An 18182-nucleotide genomic window follows, 5' to 3' on the forward strand; every position below is an offset into this window, starting at 1 on the left:
GTTACAGGAAATATTTTTCGATGGCTGCAGCTACGCCATCTGCAGTACTGTTTAGGGTAATCTCATCCGCAGCCGCTTTAACCTCTTCACGTGCATTCCCTACGGCAATGCCTAGCCCGGCTGCCTGTAGCATGTCTATGTCGTTGTAATTATCTCCAAAGGCTACTACCTCGGAGAGGCTTAGGCTGTACTGGTCTTTCAAAACCATTTCAAGTGCAGTTGCTTTCGAAATAGTTTTGGGTGCAATTTCAAGGTAAGTAGACTTGGAGCGGTAGATTTGAACCTGGTCAGAGAACTGTTTCTCTAATTTAGCTGCCATCTCGAAGATCTCCTCCTCCGGCCCCATGCACATCACTTTATGGGCGCCTGTGCCTGCCGTATGCCAGGTCTCCAGAATCGGGTGAAGTGCTGTAACATGTGCAGATACTTTTGTTACCCGTTGCTCTTTCTCTGTCCACTGGTCCATGGCCGGGGCATACCACTTGTCGTTTGCATACAAACTAACATGTATGGAAGTCTGGTGCGCCATGGCTACAATAGCAGCGCAGACAGGGGCAGGCACCTGCACGCTGTCTACCACGGACGGTGCTGCGGTTCCGTCTGCAAAATGAAGCACATACCCTCCGTTAAAGCAGATCAGGGGGTGCTTTGGTATACCTAATTCCTGCTGCAAGTGTCGCATGGCGGCAGGCATTCGGGAAGAAGCGAGAATAACGGGTATTTCCTTATTCAGCTTCTGGAAGGCTTGTATGGTGCGGGCAGATAATTCCCTGTCGCTGTTTAAAAGGGTGCCGTCTATATCGGTGCAAAGTGCGCTGTATTTCATGAAGGTAGGTATTACAGGGTGAAGCTAAAGCGGTTACTGCCTTGCAGCTTAACTGATCTGCACAAAAGTATTACCATTTTTAAGCATTACCTAACCACAACCTTACTGATGTTGCTGGCTTGCCCTGGCAGCCATTGGCTGCTCGTGCACGTATGCCGTGTGAGGAGTTGATGGCAAGAAAAAATCAGCTATATTCACTTTACAATTTTTGATGACGATATGGAATACAGAAGATTTGGGAGAACCGGCTGGAAGGTTAGCGAGATCGGGTACGGCATGTGGGGCATGGCAGGATGGAAAAACTCGGATGATGAACAATCAGACCACTCACTGGACATAGCCGTTGCAGGTGGCTGTAATTTTTTTGATACAGCATGGGGCTATGGCGCGGGCAAAAGCGAACAGATACTGGGCCGCCTGGTAAAGCGCAACCCAGATAAGCGACTTTACACAGCTACCAAGATACCTCCTAAAAATATGAAATGGCCATCTAAGCCGGAGTATAGACTGGCTGATTGCTTTCCTGCGGATCACATCATAGCGTATACCGATAAGAGCCTGAAAAACCTGGGCGTAGAGACAATAGACCTGCAGCAGTTTCATGTGTGGGAGGATAGTTGGGCAGATAACGAGGAATGGCAACGTGCGGTAGAGCGGCTGAAAGCTGACGGTAAGATACAGCATATGGGAATCAGCGTGAACCGCTGGGAACCGGAGAATGTGATAAAAACACTACATACAGGCCATATCAGCAGTGTGCAGGTGATCTATAATATCTTTGACCAGGCACCTGAAGATACACTTTTTCCGGTGTGCAGGGAGTTGGATGTTGCCGTGATTGCCCGCGTACCGTTTGATGAAGGAACCCTGACAGGCACCCTGACGAAAGAGACAACTTTTCCGGAGGGCGATTGGCGCGGTACTTATTTTGTGCCCGAAAACCTGAACTCCAGCGTAGCGCACGCTGACCTGCTGAGGCCCCTGGTTCCGGAGGGAATGACGATGCCTGAAATGGCTTTACGGTTTATACTAAGTAACCCGGATGTGAGCACTACCATCCCGGGGATGCGAAAGCCACAGCATGTAAAATCTAATTTAAGCACTAGTGATGGAAATGGCTTGCCTGATGCCCTGCTTGCAGAGCTGAAAAAACATCGCTGGGACCGGGAACCTACTGAGTGGTCGCAGTAGAAGTTCTATACTTGAACGCTGGCTACAACTATTGGCTACATCATCGGGCTAAAATTAAATGGCCATCTGTTGAGGCTCCTCAAGAGAAAAATAAGTGTCAGGCCGGCTTTCGTCGAGTGGTATGTCTGTGAGCATGTGTGCCAGTATGGGCGCACATTTTTCACGGCAGGCAGGGTAATAGTGTCGGTGCTTCCAGAAATCAGACTTTGGTGATTGCCCCCACCAGAACTCCGCCATGGCCAATGGTTTCATCTGGTTCCGGAACGCATATTGTAAAAGTTTTGGTGCAGCGCATTCTCCTGCTCCTGCCGGAGGGTTGTTATTGGTAATACCCTGGAAAAGCTTTCGAAGACTTTTCTCTTCTCCGGCCTGGTTCAGGAAGTGGTACTGATCAAACAGCTGAGATTGTAGGGCTATGGAATTTGACTTTCGTAGCTTCTGCAGCATGCTGATCTTGTCAAGGCTTGTTTCTGATTCGTCTTCGAGTAGTAACACAATTTGAGCATTAATACGAGACAATTCCTGCATCCCCGCATTTAAAAAGCTATCGTTTGCGAGAGCATCAAAAATGGGAGGCACAAATTTAGCATGGTGATAGCCGCCAGCTAATTTACCCGAAAAGGCAGCCAAGTAACCTATGTTATGTTGCTTCGTTTCAACGACAAGCACACCAAACATCTTTCCGATTATAACTCCTTCCTGTCCGGTTTCCAGTCCAAAATTATGTACCCAGTCCTCCTGCTTTCTCAAATAACATTGTAATTCTGCCGAGGCCAGTAATGTTAGTGGGTGAGGTTTGTAACTGAACGGGTACGTAAAACTTTCAGGGATAGTATAGGTATCTATTGATCTGCCAAAAGGAATAAAAAACTCACTTTCGGGTACTTCTGCTTCTGTCAAACCTCTTACTCTTGCTGCGGACTATTAAATGAACCAAAAGCAAAAGTACCAAAAAGGAGAATCTTCCTGTTTAATTTTTTTTGAATGTATCAGCAGATCAATAAAAAACTATTCTATCGGAATGCGTGCTGCATTCTCATCCAGCCACATGTCAAAAGATTTTAACGCCGGGTTGAGTTCTTTTGAAAAACGAACATCCCGCACGCTATTACATACATCATCAAAATCTCGGTAGAACTGGAACATGTTGCCCAGGTCGTCAGCACCCTGGAAACCTAAATTACGAAATTCTTCGGGTGTTATGCTATTGTAAATTACATCTTTACCTAACACTCTGGTAAATGCCTGCGCCATCTCCTGGCCGGTAAGCTGACCTCCGGCTACACCTACTGTTTTTCCGATCAATTCCTTACCTCGTTTAAAGATGCCATAGGCACATTTTCCAATGTCCTCTGAGGCTATCCCTGCCATTTTCTTGTCGCCTATGGGCAAGGTGAGGTATAATTTACCATCAGGCCCTTTTTTAGGCCCCATGCCAAAGTAAATAAAGTTGTCCCAGTAAAAAGAGGCTCTCAGAAAGGTGGTAGGCACTTCCAGATCAGTAAAAAAGTGATCCGCCTCTCCTTTTGCATCAAAGTGCGGCACCTTATATTTACCTTGTAAAGTAGGCATTCTGTTATCCTCCAGGGGTACCCATTTTCGGGTGTCTTCCAGCGTAGACCATATCACATGTTGCAGTTTAGCCTCTTTAGCGGCTTCTGCCATACTTTGGGCTTCGGCATATTCTTTTTCAGGAGAGAAATGAGCCCAGAAAAATGTAACGAAGTATGCGCCGTATGCATCTTTTAATGCCTGCTTCATACTCTGCTTATCATCAATATCGGCTTGTACAACTTCAGCGCCCATAGTGGCAAGCTCCTTTGCTTTGTCAGAACCGGGGTCTCTGGTAACTGCACGAACGGCAAACTCACTGTTGCTGTCCTGTAAAATAGCCTTTGCAACTCCGCCACCCTGGGCTCCTGTTGCACCAAAAACAGTAATGATCTTTTTTGCTGACATCCTTTAATCTTAAAATTGAATTATGATTATAACGCTTTATACTTACGGTGTATTGGTAATAGAGATGTTGAATAGAAAGGAATAGTAAAAAAGACAGTATTGCTATATAAATTTAAATAGCTTTTGCAGGCATGGACAGACATTGGCATACCATTTACGGTAATTTAGTAGTGATAAATGTTAGTTACATAGGGAGTTGCGAAATTGCACATTGTTTGTATGAATGAATGCCGGTAAGTTTAATAAGCACAATACTGTGCTTTTGACAAGGGTATTGCCCAGCAGTCATAAATAACCAGGATTAAAAGGAACAATCAGGCTTTTCTGTTTTTACGGATGCAAATCAAAAGATTGCCTGAATATAAATTTTCCTGACCAGAGTAAGCTGTACTACGTTATGTTTAAACGTCAAAAGTGTGTAAATTAAGACCGCGCAAATTCAGACTATTACCTTATGCCGAATAAATTGCCCTTTACAAAGCACGAAGAACCAATACTTGATTTTCAGGAAATATTTAATGAGATGCCAGGCAATTTTCTGGTATTAAAACCTAACATTCCATATTTTACTATTTTAGCCGTTAGTGACGACCTGCTGCAGATTACAGCGCAGGAAAGATCTAATGTTGTTGGCAAAGGTGTTTTTGAAGTTTACCCTGTAAATCCTGATGCCTTAACAGCTACAGGGCCCTCCAGCTTAAAGCGTTCTCTGGAAGAAGTTATTCGGACAAAAAAAAGTATTGTATTGCCTGTTGTGCGTTATGATGTTCCGGATGAGACAGGCTCATTTGAGGAAAGGCACTGGTGGGCAAGTAACAAACCGGTTATTGATAAAGACAATACTGTTAGCTACATCATTCATACCTCCTTTGATGTTACCGACAAAGTAAAAGCTGAAAATAAAGCTTCACAGCTGTTGGAGGAGTTGAGTCTGAGAAAAACGAAGGAAGATAGTAATGCCAGGTTTCGGAACCTGGTAGAGCAGGCGCCTGTGGCTATTGCAGTATTCAGGGGAGATAATTTTGTGGCTGAAGTAGCGAACAGATCCTTTTTGCCTTTAGTCGGGAAAACATGGGAAGAATTTGTAGGAAAGCCCCTGTTTGATTCACTACCCGAGACGCGGCAAAAGCTGGAGCCAATAGCCCGTGAGGTAGTTCGTTCCGGTAAGCCCTTTCATGCAAATGAGTTAGAGGTTGAACTGATCAGAAACGGGAAAGCACGTACTTGCTATTTTGACTGTGTGTGGGAGCCTTTCCATGAAAATGATGGTAGTATAAGTGGTTTTGTTGCAGTTGCGAGTGAGGTAACAGAACAGGTGCTCTATAGGAAAAAAATAGAAGAAAGCGAGCAGCAGTTGCGCTCATTTGTTGAAAGTGCCCCTTTCCCGATTGGTGTTTATATTGGCAGGGAAATGCGGATACAGTTTGCCAATAAAGCTATGTTAAGGGCATATGGGAAAGGAAGTAATGTGATCGGGAAGTTGTACACAGAGGTTTTGTCTGAAATTGATCCTAAGATTTATGCACAACTTGAGAAGGTAATCACGACCGGGCAACCTTACCATGTAAAAGATGAGCAAATAGAAGTTGTAATGGATGGCAAGCCGCAAACGTTCATCTATGATTATTCTTTTTTACCACTTTATGATGCCCGGGGTGAGATTTATGGTGTGATAAATACGGCAGTGGATGTAACTGACCTGCGTCTTGCTTATCAAAGATTAGCGCTAAGCGAAGCGCAGCTTCAAGCGGTTATTGATGCAACGCCTGAGTGTATTAAGATTATTGACCCGGATGGCACTCTTCAGTACATGAACCCCTCCGGACTGGAAATAATAGGAGGTGGGGCAGGTATGCTGGGCAATTCATGCGTTTTTGATGTTATTGCACCTGAACACCGTGATAAATGGATTAAGAACCATGAACGTATCTGTAAGGGAGAAAGCCTGAGCTGGGATTTTGAAATAGTTACCCTTACCGGTAAACGACGAAGCATGGAAACCCATGCGGTGCCGCTGCCTGGTGCAAAAGGGACTCGCCATCTGGCGGTAACAAGGGATATAACAGAAAGAAAGAAATCTGAACTGGCTCTGCAGGAAAGCGAGGAGAGCTTCCGGATGTTTGCCAATAATATTCAGAACCTGGCCTGGATGGCAGAACCTGATGGCTGGATCTTCTGGTATAATCAACGCTGGTTTGAGTATACCGGTACCACCCTCGAAGAGATGCTTGGCTGGGGTTGGGAGAAGGTACATCACCCGGATTATATTGACCACGTGCTTGCTTTTGTGAAGGAAGCCTGGGCTAAAGGGGAAACCTGGGAGATGACTTTCCCACTGCGGGGACATGACGGCAAATACCATTGGTTCCTGACCAGGGCATATGCCGTAAAGGACGAAAATGGAAAGGTGGTCCGATGGATCGGAACAAACACCAATGTTGACAGCCAGAAGCAGGCGGAGGCAGAGTTGGAGGAGAAAAACAAGGAACTCACTCTGATCAATAATGACCTGGATAACTTCATTTATGCGGCCTCACATGATCTTAAATCACCTATTTCCAATATCGAAGGACTGCTTCTGTTTTTAACAGAAGAGTTAAAATCAGGGGAAGGCCAGGGGAGTGAAGCAGCACATATCATGCACTTGATGAAGGGTTCTGTGGAACGCTTTAAAAAAACGATAGAGAGCCTTACTGACGTAGTGAAACTTCAGCAGGAGAGCAGTGCTACTAAAGTCATGGTTAGTTTACCCGAGGTAGTAAGGGATGTTACACTTGATCTAGACTCTTTGATAAAAGAGCATGGTGTTCAGGTTCATGTGGACCTTGATGATTGTTTGCTAATTCACTTTTCAGAAAAAAACTTACGGAGTGTGGTTTACAACCTAATGTCAAATGCTATAAAGTACCATTCTCCTACACGGGTTCCGGAAATTTTTATAACATGCAAAAGTACCGATGAGCACCACATTCTGGTTGTTAAAGACAATGGCCTTGGGATGAAAGTTGGGCAGGAAAAACAATTGTTTTCTATGTTCAAACGCTTCCACGATCATGTAGAAGGCACCGGGATCGGACTTTACATGGTTAAAAAAATGGTTGAGAACGTAGGAGGGTATATTGAGGTAAAGAGCAAGTTAGGGGAGGGCACTACCTTTAATGTGTATTTCAAGCAGTAGGGATCTGTAGACTGTCAACGCCAAAGGAGCACAATTCTCGGTCCAGCGTTCTAATTCTATGGTGCCTGATCCGGTTGTGGCGAGACGCCTTATATCAAGATGCTTACCCAATTGTACAGCGACAGCATCAAGATCGCAAATACCGCAGGGTGTCCGTCAATCTATTGTGCTTGCCTGCCAACCAAGCCGAAAGGTAGCAGGTTTAAGTTGGAATCCAAATCAACTACGGCAACTCTCAGCGAGTACATGTATACAAAAATACGCTTTACCCGCGTGGTAAAAGAAGATGCAGCGTTTGGCGCGGCGTTGCTGCAGCAGGCACAGGACGAAGTACAAAGAAAGTGGGAGAGGCTGGAACTGCTCAAGTACATGTAGAAAAAAGTAAACTAGTGATACAAGAAAAAGGGATACCCGCTGGGACCCCCTTTTTTTTATACTTGCACAGGAAGCAGAAGCTTAGCGGGTACTGTACACGTAAACGCCGTTTTCTCCTTTATCCTTCCAGTCACCAAATATGCCTGCTACACCACTGCTCACATAAAGGCTGTTGCCTTTTACAGCCATCCTGGCCAGGACGGGCGCCGGGTTCATCATACTTGCCAGTACTTTGCCGTCGGTGGTGCTGTATGCTTGTATGGTGCCATCGAGAGATCCTAAAATGTACACGTCGTTTACGAGGTAGCCAGGTGCAATGGCTGCAGGCTGTGCTTTGTCCATAACCCATTGGTGCTTGCCTGTAGCGGCATCGAGTTTTTTAAGGGAAAGCTTGTGCTTGTCCGGAGGCATGGTGTGGGAGTAGGCGTTGTTGCTCCAGGCTATCACAGCGTCCTTGCCAATAGAGGCCTCGCCGTGCATGCCGCCGTCAACGCCACCGTAACCTATCACTGTTTCCCAAACTTTATCACCAGTCTGTGCATCAAAAACAAGGTACTTGCCACTTTTCTGGCCGGCACCCACCAGCTTGCGTGGCTGTCCGTTTACAGAAGCCACAAAGATCTGCGGACCACCCGCAAAATCATAGTCAGGTCCTTCTTTACTGGCTTTTGTCCAGACGTCGTGCTGCGTAGCCTGGTAGTGCCACTTTACCTCACCTGTTTTAGCATTTACCGCCACAATGGCATCCGACATATCAGTGGCCTCGCCGGTATAGTTGTTGCCGGTGGTAAAGTAGAGCATGTCCAGCTCCGGGTCCAGTGCGAAGGAGGACCAGACGGCACAGCCATTGTGCGGCTTTTCCACCAGCACCCGCTCCCAGGCCACCTGCCCGTTCGAGGCGTTCAGAGCCATCACCTTGCCCTGAAAGTCGGGTTTAAAGTCTTTCATTTTGGCTGTTAGCGCTTCTTCTACTGATTGAAGACCCACGTACACCATGCCGTTATGGTAGAGAAGTGTGCTGAGGCTGCCCGCTTCCGGATCATCGGTGATCTTGGTTTGCCAGAGCACGTTGCCTGAGTTCTTATCGATGGCGAAGGCGGTGCCTTCTACGCTGGCCTCAAAAAGTTTATCCTCGCCCAGCGTACCAGTGCCGGCCAGCCCGTGCCAGGGCCACATTTTCTTGGGCTGCTCTATCGTTTTTTTCCATACCACCTGTCCGTTCTGGGGGTTCAGCTTGTACACAGTGCCACTCCAGTCGCCAAAATATACGCCTGTTTCATCTACAAGAGGGCTGTGGCTTACGGGGGTGGAGGTGTTATACTTCCAGGCCAGCTGCATCGCCTTCACGTTGCTGCTATTGATGGAAGACTCCGTGTCGGCAAGCTGGTTCCAGAGTGATTGATCTTTTGCGCTAACCATTGTCGGTGCGGCGGATGCAGCGGGCATTTCTGTGGCTGCTGTTTCTGTCTGCACATTGTCGGTTTCGGTTGCCTGTGTGGGTGTGGAACTGCAGGAGCTGAGCGCGAAGGCCGCAAACAGTGCGGGGAACAGGCATTGCCTGAGTATGGCTGATGATGTAGTTGTTGTTTTCATAAGCAATTAGTTTTAAGAACGTTTGGCCGCTTAGAGCGGTGCTAGTTCTTACCAATTTTGCCCGTATTGAGTTTCAAATGATTGGTTTTCTGTTGTTTAGTGTTGTTGTGTGTCTGGTGCAGGTTTGTCACAAATTCCGATACATTCGTCACATTTTTTATTTTTCCTGTAGGCATTCCCTTATCATTGTTCTATGAACGATCTGACACTTAAGAATTATATATCAGAGCCTATCCACCGAAACAAAGTGGAGTTTTGGGCAGCCACCACCATTTTTGTCTTTGCTCTGTTCTCGCTGGCATTAGGGGGTAGTCCAAACAGGTACCAGTTCAACGAGGCAGGAATAGTATATAACTACTACGAACATTATTTCTTTCCGCAGCTGTTTCGCTATTTGCTGCTGTACCTGGTTTTCCTGTTTGCTAATTTTGTGCTGGTGCCAAAACTGCTCAGAAAACAATCACTGTGGCTGAATATCTTTCTCACGCTTTTGACTTTTGTGGCAGTTGGCCTTTTTGTGGGTATTCTGGATACTTATACCAAAGGTTACTTGTTTGCCAGGTTCGAATCAGCGGACCAGACCTATGACTATATTTTTCAGCAAAGCTACCATTACGCTTTCTGGCTATTGCTGATGTTGGGTCTGTATACCGGCATCAAGTTTAGCGGGATGTATTTGTTGTCTAATTCTACTTCAATAGAATCTAAGTATAACATTATAACACGAGATGTACTTACAGCTTTTATTGCCTGGATGGTGAGCGTGTTTCTGTTGCTTATCCTGAACATTGGCGAAGAGATCACAATTGTGTGGGGGCTCATATCAATTAGTGCTCTGATCATTTATTGCTACTCTTTTTATTCTTTACTACCAAAAGCACTGCATAAAAAGAAACCGTTCCGGTACTATGCCATCATCAGTGCGCTTATACTTATAGTTTCTTACCTGCCAGTAGCCTTCCTGATGATGTTGCTGTTCCAGGACGAGGATTCGGCCTTCGGTGTGAGCTTTTTTAATGTAGTGTTCCACATGTTCATAACAGTACCAGCCACCTGGTTCCTGTTTAAGCGTCACCTAAAAGGAAATGCAGAGCTCTATGTTTTAAAAGAAGAATTAGGTAAATCTAACGCAAACCTGGATTTTCTGCGTTCCCAGATAAATCCCCATTTCTTGTTTAATGCCTTAAATACACTTTACGGCACCGCTTTGCAGGAGAACAGCGAACGCACGGCGCAGGGTATACAAATGCTGGGTGATATGATGCGCTTTATGCTGCACGAAAATCTGCAGCAGAAGATTTTACTGTCGCGGGAGATTGAGTATATGCGCAACTTCATAGATTTGCAGACACTGCGTACCTCGGCATCTCCGAACATCAGCATAGAGACCAAGATACAGGATGTGGTGACAGATAAATTTATAGCACCAATGCTGTTGATTCCTTTTGTGGAGAATGCCTTTAAGCATGGCATCAGCCTGAAGCATAAGTCCTGGATCAGGATAACACTGCATGTTTCCGGTGACAAGTTATACTTTGATGTGTATAACAGCATACATGCCAAGCAGGAGCAGGATCCGGAGAAAGACAAATCGGGAGTTGGGTTGGTAAATGTGAAGCAGCGCCTCGGGCATCTTTATCCGGGCAAGCACGAACTGATGATCAGGGAAACTGCCGAAGAATATTTTGTTCACCTGACGCTGCAGCTGTAACTTAGCCAAAATCATTAATCCGGAACAGTAAATATAATGACTAGGTAAAACGATAATCCGAATGAAGGCAATTGCAGTAGACGATGAACCATTGGCGTTGGAAGTAGTGAGAAACCTGGCATCTAAAGTTCCTTATTTAGACCTGGTAGCCAATTTTACAGATGCCTTCCAGGCCCTGGAGTACCTGCAAAAAGAGCCTGTAGACCTGATTTTCCTGGATATCAAAATGCCTGACATCACAGGACTGGAGTTTGTTACAAGCCTGCAGAAAAAACCGCTGGTGATTTTTACTACGGCTTATTCGGAGCATGCAGTTACCAGTTTTGAGCTGGATGCCATCGACTATTTACTGAAGCCTTTTTCGCTTGCCCGCTTCGTGAAAGCCTGTAACAAAGCGCAGGAATTATACTTACTGCGTAGTGGTGTAGATACAACAAAAGAATACGTTTTCCTGAAGACGGGATATGAGCAGGTAAAGGTGCACTTTGACGAGGTTCTATACCTGGAAGCAGCGGGTAATTACGTAACGTTTGTGCTGGAGGATAAAAAACTACTGACCCGCATGACCATTACCGAGGCTGGTGATTTGCTTCCGGAAAATAAGTTTGTCCGGGTACATCGCTCTTACGTTGTGGCTAAGGACAAAATAGACAAAATAGAGCGCCACCAGGTGTGCATCAAGGGGAACGAGGTGCCTGTCGGGGCTTCGTATATGCAGCTGCTGCAGGGTGTGTGATTTTCATATAGTAACTATGCTCTCAAACAAAGTCAGAAGGTAACCTTTAAACTGGTGCAGAGTATCTGTTTGAAGTACTGCATAAATTGCTGTTTTGATATTTGTTGAAACCCGCAACACATGAAAAAACTGCTCATCCTGTTTTACCTTATCTCCATTGTGCCTTTGTTCGGGCAATCTGAAAACGCAATCACTACTATGGACTTCGTGAAGATCGTGAACGGGAAGCGAGAGGAGGCGCTATTTTTTTACCAGAACAACTGGCTTCCGTTTAGGGAGGCGGCATATCAGAATGGGTGGATCAAAGGCTTTCAGCTGCTGGAGTCTTTGGGCACTGATGAATACGACCTGATCCTGATCACAGAGTACCAAGATGCTGCACAGCAGGCGGCCATAGAGGAGCATTTTACCAGTTGGCAGAAAAAGCATCCTATAATACTTCTGAATGAATTGCGCCCGCCAGACTTCAGGCAAAATGTACGGTCTGCTGCTGGCGCTGTGATGGCAGCTGCCAACCTTTCTTCTCAACAAACTATCAGTAACTGCGAGGGTGAACAAAACCGTGCGTTTGACTTCTGGATTGGCACCTGGACAGTGACACTACCCGATGGGGCACTTGCCGGCCGGAACGTAATTTTACCTGTTTTGGGTGGTTGTGGCCTGCAGGAAAACTGGACCTCTGCGGATGGGGTGTATCGTGGCAAGAGTTACAACTTTTACGACAAAGTTACCGACAAATGGCATCAGACGTGGATAGATAACCAGGGAGTTAGCCTGCAGCTTTCAGGTGGTTTGCAGGTCAAGAACATGGTGCTGAGCAGCCAGCCCAGCCGTAACAAAGAGGGCAAAATGCAGACAGATCGTATTACCTGGGTACCTAATCCAAATGGCACCGTTGAGCAGATCTGGGAGAAGACCATAGATGGTGGCAAAACCTGGCAAAAGGTTTTCCATGGCATTTATAAAAAAAGCACTTAACCATACCTGAACACAAAAGCCTCAGTGAAAACTGAGGCTTTTGTGTTTGTATATACGTTCTATACCTGCTGAGTAACAGGTGGTTTGGTGCCTGAAATATTACTGTTGTGCCACTATGGCTTTCGGGGATTTCGTTCTGGTAAACAGTGCCACCACAACTGTAGTTAGCAAGCCCATGACCGGCGCTCCGATGAGGCCCTGGATCATGTAATTCTTCAGGGTAAAATAACTGCTGGCTTCTTCCAGTGTCATTTTACCTTCGGCTAAAGCGTAGGCTATCATGTTTGGGAAATACTCCGGAGCAATTATGTTTGATACTACCAACTGCGTAACCGGACTAAAAGCTGTTACCAGCAGCGTAATGATCAACCCGGAAATTAATCCCTGTTTGTACGTCATAGTGCCGTTATAGTAGTTCCTGCGCTTATCTAGCAGGGCCAGTACATAGATGGTGATGGCAGGTATGGCGATAAAATTGGTAAAGATAACGTGCTTATCGATGTTGGTCGTGTACATGCCCGAAAGCTTTTCAATCACTATCCAGGCAAAGGTCATCAGCACAAAGGCGATGGCCCACTTAATTTCGATGCTGAACTTGTTCATAACGTTTTGTATAGAAGATGTGATGGATACAGGAGCTAGACGCCGAACTGTTTCAGGTGGTGGTCAAGGTGTTTATAGAACATGTTGTTCCACTCGCGGCTGGTAAGCGGACCGAAGGAGTGGGATTCTTGGCCTTCGAAATGCGACTGGCCAAGCTGCTGCGTTTTCTGGATGTAGCTGATCAGGCGGCTTTTTTCGGTTTCGAAATCTTTATCGTTATTGATAATGAACTGGGGAGCGGTGCGGCCATTTTGTTTAAAAGGAGTTTCGTTTACCACCTTGTTTTTCACGAGCTTCCTTAAAATAAACTTCACAAAAGCATTGGGCCTGGGGTGTTTTTCTTCATAAACCATTTCGTAGGTTACGTTAAGGTGGGCCAGCATCTGAGCCACACTCATTTTGCCCCATAGCTGTTTTGTTTCCGGTCTTAGGTTGTTGATGCGGCGGATCAGCGTTTCGGCATCGACCTGGTTAAATACGTTTTTCATTTGTGGTGGCAATTTATACTAGTTTATACTTTAGATTAGCCGGGCAGCTGATTTAACCTGCTCTTCGGGATTTGTAAACCGGAAACTCGTACCATAAAAATTTGCCATCCGGATTTTAGCTTGTAGCCGCAGCTTTACAGTATGCAAAGTATAAAATTGGATTGAAAATCTTGCTAATAATATACTTTGGGATTGCAAATCCGAAAGAACGAGGCTGTGAAATATCTTATGTGCTCAAAGCTGTATAAGATCCCTCTGCTGGCGCTCGGGAAATCAAAAAACAAAATTCCCCTTTGTAGGGATAGGACGCGACCTGTCCGAATCGTTTCCAACCAATTCTCCCAATCGTTCCCTGCTGGCTTATCCAAATCGTGCACGGGCTATCTGCCAGATTCAGGATTTGCAGGATTACTGAATGGACAGGAGGTTTGATAGGGAAAGCTTTCGTTTCTTTTTATTTCATAGACAAGCCTTTGCGTGGACAGGTCGCTACCTGTCCCTACGAGGTGCCGTACAGTATTTCAATGAAAAGACCAGATCGGAAACGGAACAGGTTAAACGGTTATGATTACAGCCGGGAAGGCTTATACTTTGTGACTTCCTGCGTACTGGATAAAGCCTGTGTGTTCGGACAGGTAGCCAATGAAGAAATGATAGTGAGCACGTACGGGCAGATTGCGGAGCGGCAGTGGCATTGGTTGGCGGAACAGTATCCTTACCTGGTGTTACATACTTTTGTGGTGATGCCGAACCATGTACACGGCATCCTGGAGATTGATTGGGCTGAGATTGCCCCGGAAACTAAGGTTAAATCGATTTCTGAGTTGATGGGAGCTTATAAAGCTACAACATCCAAGCAAATCCGGTTGGCTGGCCTCACAGATTTTGCATGGCAGCGTTCTTTTCACTATCACATCATCCGGCATCAAAGAGCCTATATAAACATCATGCATTACATCCAAAATAACCCAAGCCTATGGAAAGAAGATCTGTTTTATCAAGAACCCCTCACTCCAATCGTGCACCGGTACCGCTGAATCAGTGTTTACAGAATTTATGAAGGCATAATTTTCTTATACTCAATATTAGCTGGCATAGGCCCTGTTAATTTGGTGTTACCATAAATATACTTGTAATATGCAGGTTATCAATGTTATATACCCAATACTGATATCGTATATATAATTATAGTTTTGATGATTACTATCCTGTTGAGGTTAAAACTTATTCTATCCCAAAGGTAGTACATGCCCGATGGGAGTGATACTTCTGTTTAATTTTGAGCTTTTTCAAAATTCTTATCCGAACTGGATACCTGACGTGAGGACCTTTACCATTTGTATACCAGGTAAGCTGCATTCTGCACCAGAACACTTTTCCCACCCTGTATATATTGCTGGCAACCAAAACCAGAAACTGTCTGTGCTGTATGCGCTGCTTCGGTTTATTTATTAAATCCCTATGAAAGCGATTTATTTTATTTCCGTCCTTCTCCTCTCCGTCACCTTCATGTCTTGCGATGGTGATGATGGGCCGAAACCCAATCTCAACCCGCTGTCCGGTACTGTGCCACCACCCGAAACTGATACTGTGAACCCAGTAGTTTCTATTACTTTGCCGACAGCAAACGACTCTTTACTTTTGATAGACGCGATTCAAGTAATTGCTGATTTAAGCGATAACATACGGCTCGATAGTGTACGTGTAATCTTAACTGGGCCTGATGGTGGTCGCCAGGTTTTATCAGATGCTCAAATCAGGGGTGGCGTCCGAGATTACAAATTAAATGTAGTACATCAGATACCTAAGTACGCCGCTACAGAAGATTATACTGTCATAGTTGAAGCGAAAGACTACGGGAAGAATGTGGCGAAGGACTCGGTAACTTTTGTCCTGTATGCGTCGGATATTAATAGTGCAACCTTCGCAAGGCCATTTAGTTATGGATTATACAATAAATATTTCACTGAGCCCCTGGAAAAATTAGGTTACAACTATTGGGACATGGGGTATTCTTTTAATGATGATTTGTTTAGCTTTATCATGTTTCTCATGGTGAACACGGATAACGAATTCAGTATTTCCGAAGCTGAATGGAACAGGTTTATAGTAGATTTCGGCGTAAAAAATCAAGTCTGGACTACGTGGGACGAAAACAGTGATGGAAACCTGAATGAAGCGGAGTTTCACGATGGTCTAATCAGCCTGAATTTATTCAATGAATGGGATGAGAACCAAGACAGTTCAGTCTACTTTGACGAGATGGCAGCCGGAATCTTCTCCCGTTGGGATACCAATAATGACAAAATGCTAAGCAAGGAAGAGTATCTGGAAAAGTTCTATACCTACCTATATCGCGAATAGAACTATACCTGCCGGTGTAAGTTCTTGCCACAGTTTTTGAAACGACTAATAACGGCAGGGAAAAGCCATAAGCAGATGCTAGTGCCATTGCCATTGCTTTGCGGGAGGTTTGGTTTGTACGATGTGCCTTTCCTTAAAAATTGCTGGCATAAGCCCAGTTAATTTGGTGTTGTTATAAATACACCTGTAATAACTTATTCTATCCTAATGGATACCTTAAGGTTGTGTATATTTTATTCGTAACAGTTTCTCTTCAGGCTTATGGCCAGGTTAAGGAATGGGATAAGTTATATAATGGAGATGTTAGCTCCCTACAGCAGACGAAGGGTACATACTGGGAGGTACTTCTAATGCAGACTATTGGGTAGCTAAAACAAACGCCTCCGGTGAGAAAGAGTGGGACAACACTTATGGGGAAACGGAAGATATTACTTGCAGATCATTCGGCAGACAAAGCCGCATGACCATTACCGAAGCGGGTGATATGCTTCCGGAAAGTAAGTTTATCCGCGTACATCGCTCTTACATCGTGGCTAAGGACAAAATAGACAAAATAGAGTGTCACCAGGTGTGCATCAAAGGTAACGAAGTACCGGTTGACGCATCGTACATGCAGCTGCTACAGGGTGTTTAATTAGCTGTTCCTTCTCCTGGAACAGTCTCTTTAAAAAGATTTAAATAGTTGCCGCTGCCTTGTGGCGGTGTCTGTCAATCAGGAATGGACGAGTGAAAAATTCCGACATTGTTTCTTCTTCTCGTGGAATTGGATTTTCAACATACTGCTTATAGAATAGGGTAAGATTTATACGTTGCTGCGGTCTGTTTGAGCAAGTAATCTTGTATCTCGTTTGCTTAATTTCGTACAAAAGGCGATATGTTTGGAGTAAATGATATACCTAAGTTCTTTTTAGCCTTTTTCCTTGTGCTGCCTATAATCTCCCTTGTGCATGAAGGAGGGCATGTATTCTTCGCCTGGCTGATGGGTGGGAAAAACATCAGGGTAAGTATTGGTAGCGGGAAAATTCTGTTTCGTGTAGGAATGCTGGAAGTACGTAAGTATTATTTTTGGTACGGCCTCTGCACCTTCGATAACCTGAAACGCAATAAACGGTTTGCCAATATTCTTATCTTTTGTGGGGGTGCACTTTTCAATGCCATAGCAGCATTGGTTGTCATTTACCTGATCGAGAACAAAACCCTGGAGCCTGGTATACTAACATACCAGTTCACATACTTCTCTTTGTACTACATTTTCTTTGCACTGCTTCCTATGCCATACCCTGATGGGAATGATAGCGATGGGAAGGTTATACTTGAGCTAATCCGCAACAAGGCGCACGTGAACACGTATCGCGTGCATTGGAACCAGGAGAAAAAGCAATGGTGCGTGCTGGATCATCAAGGGGAGATGGTAGAGGCATTTGATAATGAGGAGCAGGCATTGGCCAGGGCCCATGAGGAGGCCGATAAAAACCGTCCCAGCCGCTTGGTTAACAGTAAAAGTGGTCGGGAAGAAGAAGTACGCAACTACCCAAAAGTACCATTATAAGAAAACACAATACCTATGATAGCAGCAATTTTTAGTTTCCTGGTAATGCTGAATCCTTTTGCGCTCTTCCTTTACCTGAAACCTGTGATGCATGATCTAAGTGATGCGGATTTCAGAGCTGTATTCCTGAAAGCAAGCCTGATCTCCTTTTTTATATTCCTGGTGTTTTTGCTGTTTGGGGATGTTGTTTTTGAGAAGGTATTCCGGATTAATTTTGAGTCGTTCAGGATCTTTGGCGGCATTGTTCTCTTTTCGCTGGCTTACATATTTATTGTGCAGGGGAAAAAGGCTTTCATTCAGATCAAGGGTGACCTGCATGACCTTGCTTCTGAGATAGCCTTGCCTTTTATGGTAGGCGCAGGTACCATTTCGCTCACCATCCTGATGTCTGAGCAGCTGGTACTTTGGCAGGGTGTACTGTCGCTGGTGCTTATCATGTTGATCAATTATTTGTCCATTATGGGGATGAAGCAGATGCGCCGTGGCATGCGCTCAAAAAGGGTGCAAACGGCTTTCGACAAGAACATGGAACTGCTCCTGCGGATCAATGGCTTTTTTGTTGGTGCAATCGGTATTGATATGGTGGTTACAGGTATCAGTAACCTGGTGATGGCCGCACAAAAAGTATAAT

At 45.1% G+C, this 18182-nt stretch carries 18 protein-coding genes; 11 read left to right on the plus strand and 7 right to left on the minus strand.

All coding sequences use genetic code 11. From position 1 onward, the window contains the following. Position 1 precedes the first annotated feature (1 nt). Positions 2-826, minus strand: coding sequence for a Cof-type HAD-IIB family hydrolase (locus ACSX1A_RS02980; protein ID WP_439882127.1), 825 nt, complete (start codon positions 824-826; stop codon positions 2-4). 219 nt (positions 827-1045) lie between these two features. Between ACSX1A_RS02980 and ACSX1A_RS02985 the strand changes: the two genes are divergently transcribed. Further along, entirely contained in the window at positions 1046-2017 is a 972-nt protein-coding gene (locus tag ACSX1A_RS02985) for an aldo/keto reductase (RefSeq protein WP_439882128.1), read from the plus strand. Between the two features lie 54 nt (positions 2018-2071). Here the strand turns inward: ACSX1A_RS02985 and ACSX1A_RS02990 are convergent, their stop codons facing one another. Then, positions 2072-2917: a pseudouridylate synthase gene (locus ACSX1A_RS02990; protein WP_439882129.1), complete on the minus strand. Its 846-nt coding sequence runs from the start codon at positions 2915-2917 to the stop codon at positions 2072-2074. A gap of 108 nt (positions 2918-3025) precedes the next feature. Next, positions 3026-3976 (minus strand): NmrA/HSCARG family protein, encoded by a 951-nt coding sequence (locus ACSX1A_RS02995; RefSeq protein ID WP_439882130.1) that lies wholly within the window; start codon positions 3974-3976, stop codon positions 3026-3028. 454 nt (positions 3977-4430) lie between these two features. Between ACSX1A_RS02995 and ACSX1A_RS03000 the strand changes: the two genes are divergently transcribed. Together ACSX1A_RS03000 and ACSX1A_RS03005 are read left to right on the plus strand one after the other, a co-directional pair. After that, a complete protein-coding gene (locus ACSX1A_RS03000) occupies positions 4431-7154 on the plus strand; it encodes a PAS domain-containing sensor histidine kinase (protein ID WP_439882131.1) in 2724 nt (907 codons plus the stop codon). A 246-nt stretch (positions 7155-7400) separates the two neighbouring features. Beyond that, positions 7401-7529 carry a hypothetical protein gene (locus tag ACSX1A_RS03005; protein WP_439882132.1) on the plus strand — a complete coding sequence of 43 codons (129 nt, stop codon included), beginning with the start codon at positions 7401-7403 and terminating at the stop codon, positions 7527-7529. Between the two features lie 81 nt (positions 7530-7610). Here the strand turns inward: ACSX1A_RS03005 and ACSX1A_RS03010 are convergent, their stop codons facing one another. Next, positions 7611-9122, minus strand: coding sequence for an outer membrane protein assembly factor BamB family protein (locus ACSX1A_RS03010; RefSeq protein ID WP_439882133.1), 1512 nt, complete (start codon positions 9120-9122; stop codon positions 7611-7613). Between the two features lie 41 nt (positions 9123-9163). After that, positions 9164-9298, minus strand: a complete 135-nt coding sequence (locus ACSX1A_RS03015; RefSeq protein ID WP_439882134.1) for a hypothetical protein — start codon at positions 9296-9298, stop codon at positions 9164-9166. 17 nt (positions 9299-9315) lie between these two features. On the opposite strand from ACSX1A_RS03015, the gene ACSX1A_RS03020 reads away from it, so the two are divergent. From ACSX1A_RS03020 to ACSX1A_RS03030, 3 genes are all read left to right on the plus strand, one after another. Continuing rightward, the gene (locus ACSX1A_RS03020) at positions 9316-10833 is read left to right on the plus strand and encodes a sensor histidine kinase (protein ID WP_439882135.1); all 1518 of its coding nucleotides are present in this window, start codon (positions 9316-9318) and stop codon (positions 10831-10833) included. Between the two features lie 61 nt (positions 10834-10894). Beyond that, on the plus strand, positions 10895-11569 hold the full coding sequence (locus tag ACSX1A_RS03025) for a LytR/AlgR family response regulator transcription factor (RefSeq protein WP_439882136.1): 675 nt from the start codon (positions 10895-10897) through the stop codon (positions 11567-11569). A 120-nt stretch (positions 11570-11689) separates the two neighbouring features. Then, complete coding sequence (locus ACSX1A_RS03030; RefSeq protein ID WP_439882137.1) at positions 11690-12547, plus strand: hypothetical protein; 858 nt, start codon at positions 11690-11692, stop codon at positions 12545-12547. A gap of 99 nt (positions 12548-12646) precedes the next feature. Here the strand turns inward: ACSX1A_RS03030 and ACSX1A_RS03035 are convergent, their stop codons facing one another. Both ACSX1A_RS03035 and ACSX1A_RS03040 read right to left on the minus strand, forming a co-directional pair. After that, complete coding sequence (locus ACSX1A_RS03035) at positions 12647-13150, minus strand: DUF4199 domain-containing protein (RefSeq protein WP_439882138.1); 504 nt, start codon at positions 13148-13150, stop codon at positions 12647-12649. Between the two features lie 35 nt (positions 13151-13185). Further along, positions 13186-13638, minus strand: a complete 453-nt coding sequence (locus ACSX1A_RS03040; protein ID WP_439882139.1) for a DUF1569 domain-containing protein — start codon at positions 13636-13638, stop codon at positions 13186-13188. A gap of 524 nt (positions 13639-14162) precedes the next feature. Here ACSX1A_RS03040 and ACSX1A_RS03045 point away from each other — a divergent pair. The 5 genes from ACSX1A_RS03045 to ACSX1A_RS03065 all read left to right on the plus strand — a co-directional run bounded on the left by ACSX1A_RS03045 (position 14163) and on the right by ACSX1A_RS03065 (position 18181). After that, the gene (locus ACSX1A_RS03045) at positions 14163-14675 is read left to right on the plus strand and encodes a transposase (protein WP_439882140.1); all 513 of its coding nucleotides are present in this window, start codon (positions 14163-14165) and stop codon (positions 14673-14675) included. 424 nt (positions 14676-15099) lie between these two features. Further along, positions 15100-16002, plus strand: a complete 903-nt coding sequence (locus tag ACSX1A_RS03050) for a hypothetical protein (protein ID WP_439882141.1) — start codon at positions 15100-15102, stop codon at positions 16000-16002. 460 nt (positions 16003-16462) lie between these two features. Next, positions 16463-16636 carry a LytTR family transcriptional regulator DNA-binding domain-containing protein gene (locus ACSX1A_RS03055; RefSeq protein WP_439882142.1) on the plus strand — a complete coding sequence of 58 codons (174 nt, stop codon included), beginning with the start codon at positions 16463-16465 and terminating at the stop codon, positions 16634-16636. Between the two features lie 240 nt (positions 16637-16876). Then, positions 16877-17551: a site-2 protease family protein gene (locus ACSX1A_RS03060; protein WP_439882143.1), complete on the plus strand. Its 675-nt coding sequence runs from the start codon at positions 16877-16879 to the stop codon at positions 17549-17551. A 15-nt stretch (positions 17552-17566) separates the two neighbouring features. Continuing rightward, positions 17567-18181, plus strand: coding sequence for a MarC family protein (locus tag ACSX1A_RS03065; RefSeq protein WP_439882144.1), 615 nt, complete (start codon positions 17567-17569; stop codon positions 18179-18181). Position 18182: the final 1 nt, after the last annotated feature.

Origin of the sequence: Pontibacter sp. MBLB2868 (assembly GCF_051904785.1) — a bacterium.
GTDB lineage: Bacteria > Bacteroidota > Bacteroidia > Cytophagales > Hymenobacteraceae > Pontibacter.

Bases quoted from the DNA above. Each gene is read 5' to 3' on its own strand.
- ACSX1A_RS02980 (WP_439882127.1), bottom strand. From the start codon at position 826: ATGAAATACAGCGCACTTTGCACCGATATAGACGGCACCCTTTTAAAC.
- ACSX1A_RS02985 (WP_439882128.1), top strand. From the start codon at position 1,046: ATGGAATACAGAAGATTTGGGAGAACCGGCTGGAAGGTTAGCGAGATC.
- ACSX1A_RS02995 (WP_439882130.1), bottom strand. From the start codon at position 3,976: ATGTCAGCAAAAAAGATCATTACTGTTTTTGGTGCAACAGGAGCCCAG.
- ACSX1A_RS03000 (WP_439882131.1), top strand. From the start codon at position 4,431: ATGCCGAATAAATTGCCCTTTACAAAGCACGAAGAACCAATACTTGAT.
- ACSX1A_RS03005 (WP_439882132.1), top strand. From the start codon at position 7,401: ATGTATACAAAAATACGCTTTACCCGCGTGGTAAAAGAAGATGCAGCG.
- ACSX1A_RS03010 (WP_439882133.1), bottom strand. From the start codon at position 9,122: ATGAAAACAACAACTACATCATCAGCCATACTCAGGCAATGCCTGTTC.
- ACSX1A_RS03015 (WP_439882134.1), bottom strand. From the start codon at position 9,298: ATGCCTACAGGAAAAATAAAAAATGTGACGAATGTATCGGAATTTGTG.
- ACSX1A_RS03020 (WP_439882135.1), top strand. From the start codon at position 9,316: ATGAACGATCTGACACTTAAGAATTATATATCAGAGCCTATCCACCGA.
- ACSX1A_RS03025 (WP_439882136.1), top strand. From the start codon at position 10,895: ATGAAGGCAATTGCAGTAGACGATGAACCATTGGCGTTGGAAGTAGTG.
- ACSX1A_RS03030 (WP_439882137.1), top strand. From the start codon at position 11,690: ATGAAAAAACTGCTCATCCTGTTTTACCTTATCTCCATTGTGCCTTTG.
- ACSX1A_RS03035 (WP_439882138.1), bottom strand. From the start codon at position 13,150: ATGAACAAGTTCAGCATCGAAATTAAGTGGGCCATCGCCTTTGTGCTG.
- ACSX1A_RS03040 (WP_439882139.1), bottom strand. From the start codon at position 13,638: ATGAAAAACGTATTTAACCAGGTCGATGCCGAAACGCTGATCCGCCGC.
- ACSX1A_RS03045 (WP_439882140.1), top strand. From the start codon at position 14,163: ATGAAAAGACCAGATCGGAAACGGAACAGGTTAAACGGTTATGATTAC.
- ACSX1A_RS03050 (WP_439882141.1), top strand. From the start codon at position 15,100: ATGAAAGCGATTTATTTTATTTCCGTCCTTCTCCTCTCCGTCACCTTC.
- ACSX1A_RS03055 (WP_439882142.1), top strand. From the start codon at position 16,463: ATGACCATTACCGAAGCGGGTGATATGCTTCCGGAAAGTAAGTTTATC.
- ACSX1A_RS03060 (WP_439882143.1), top strand. From the start codon at position 16,877: ATGTTTGGAGTAAATGATATACCTAAGTTCTTTTTAGCCTTTTTCCTT.
- ACSX1A_RS03065 (WP_439882144.1), top strand. From the start codon at position 17,567: ATGATAGCAGCAATTTTTAGTTTCCTGGTAATGCTGAATCCTTTTGCG.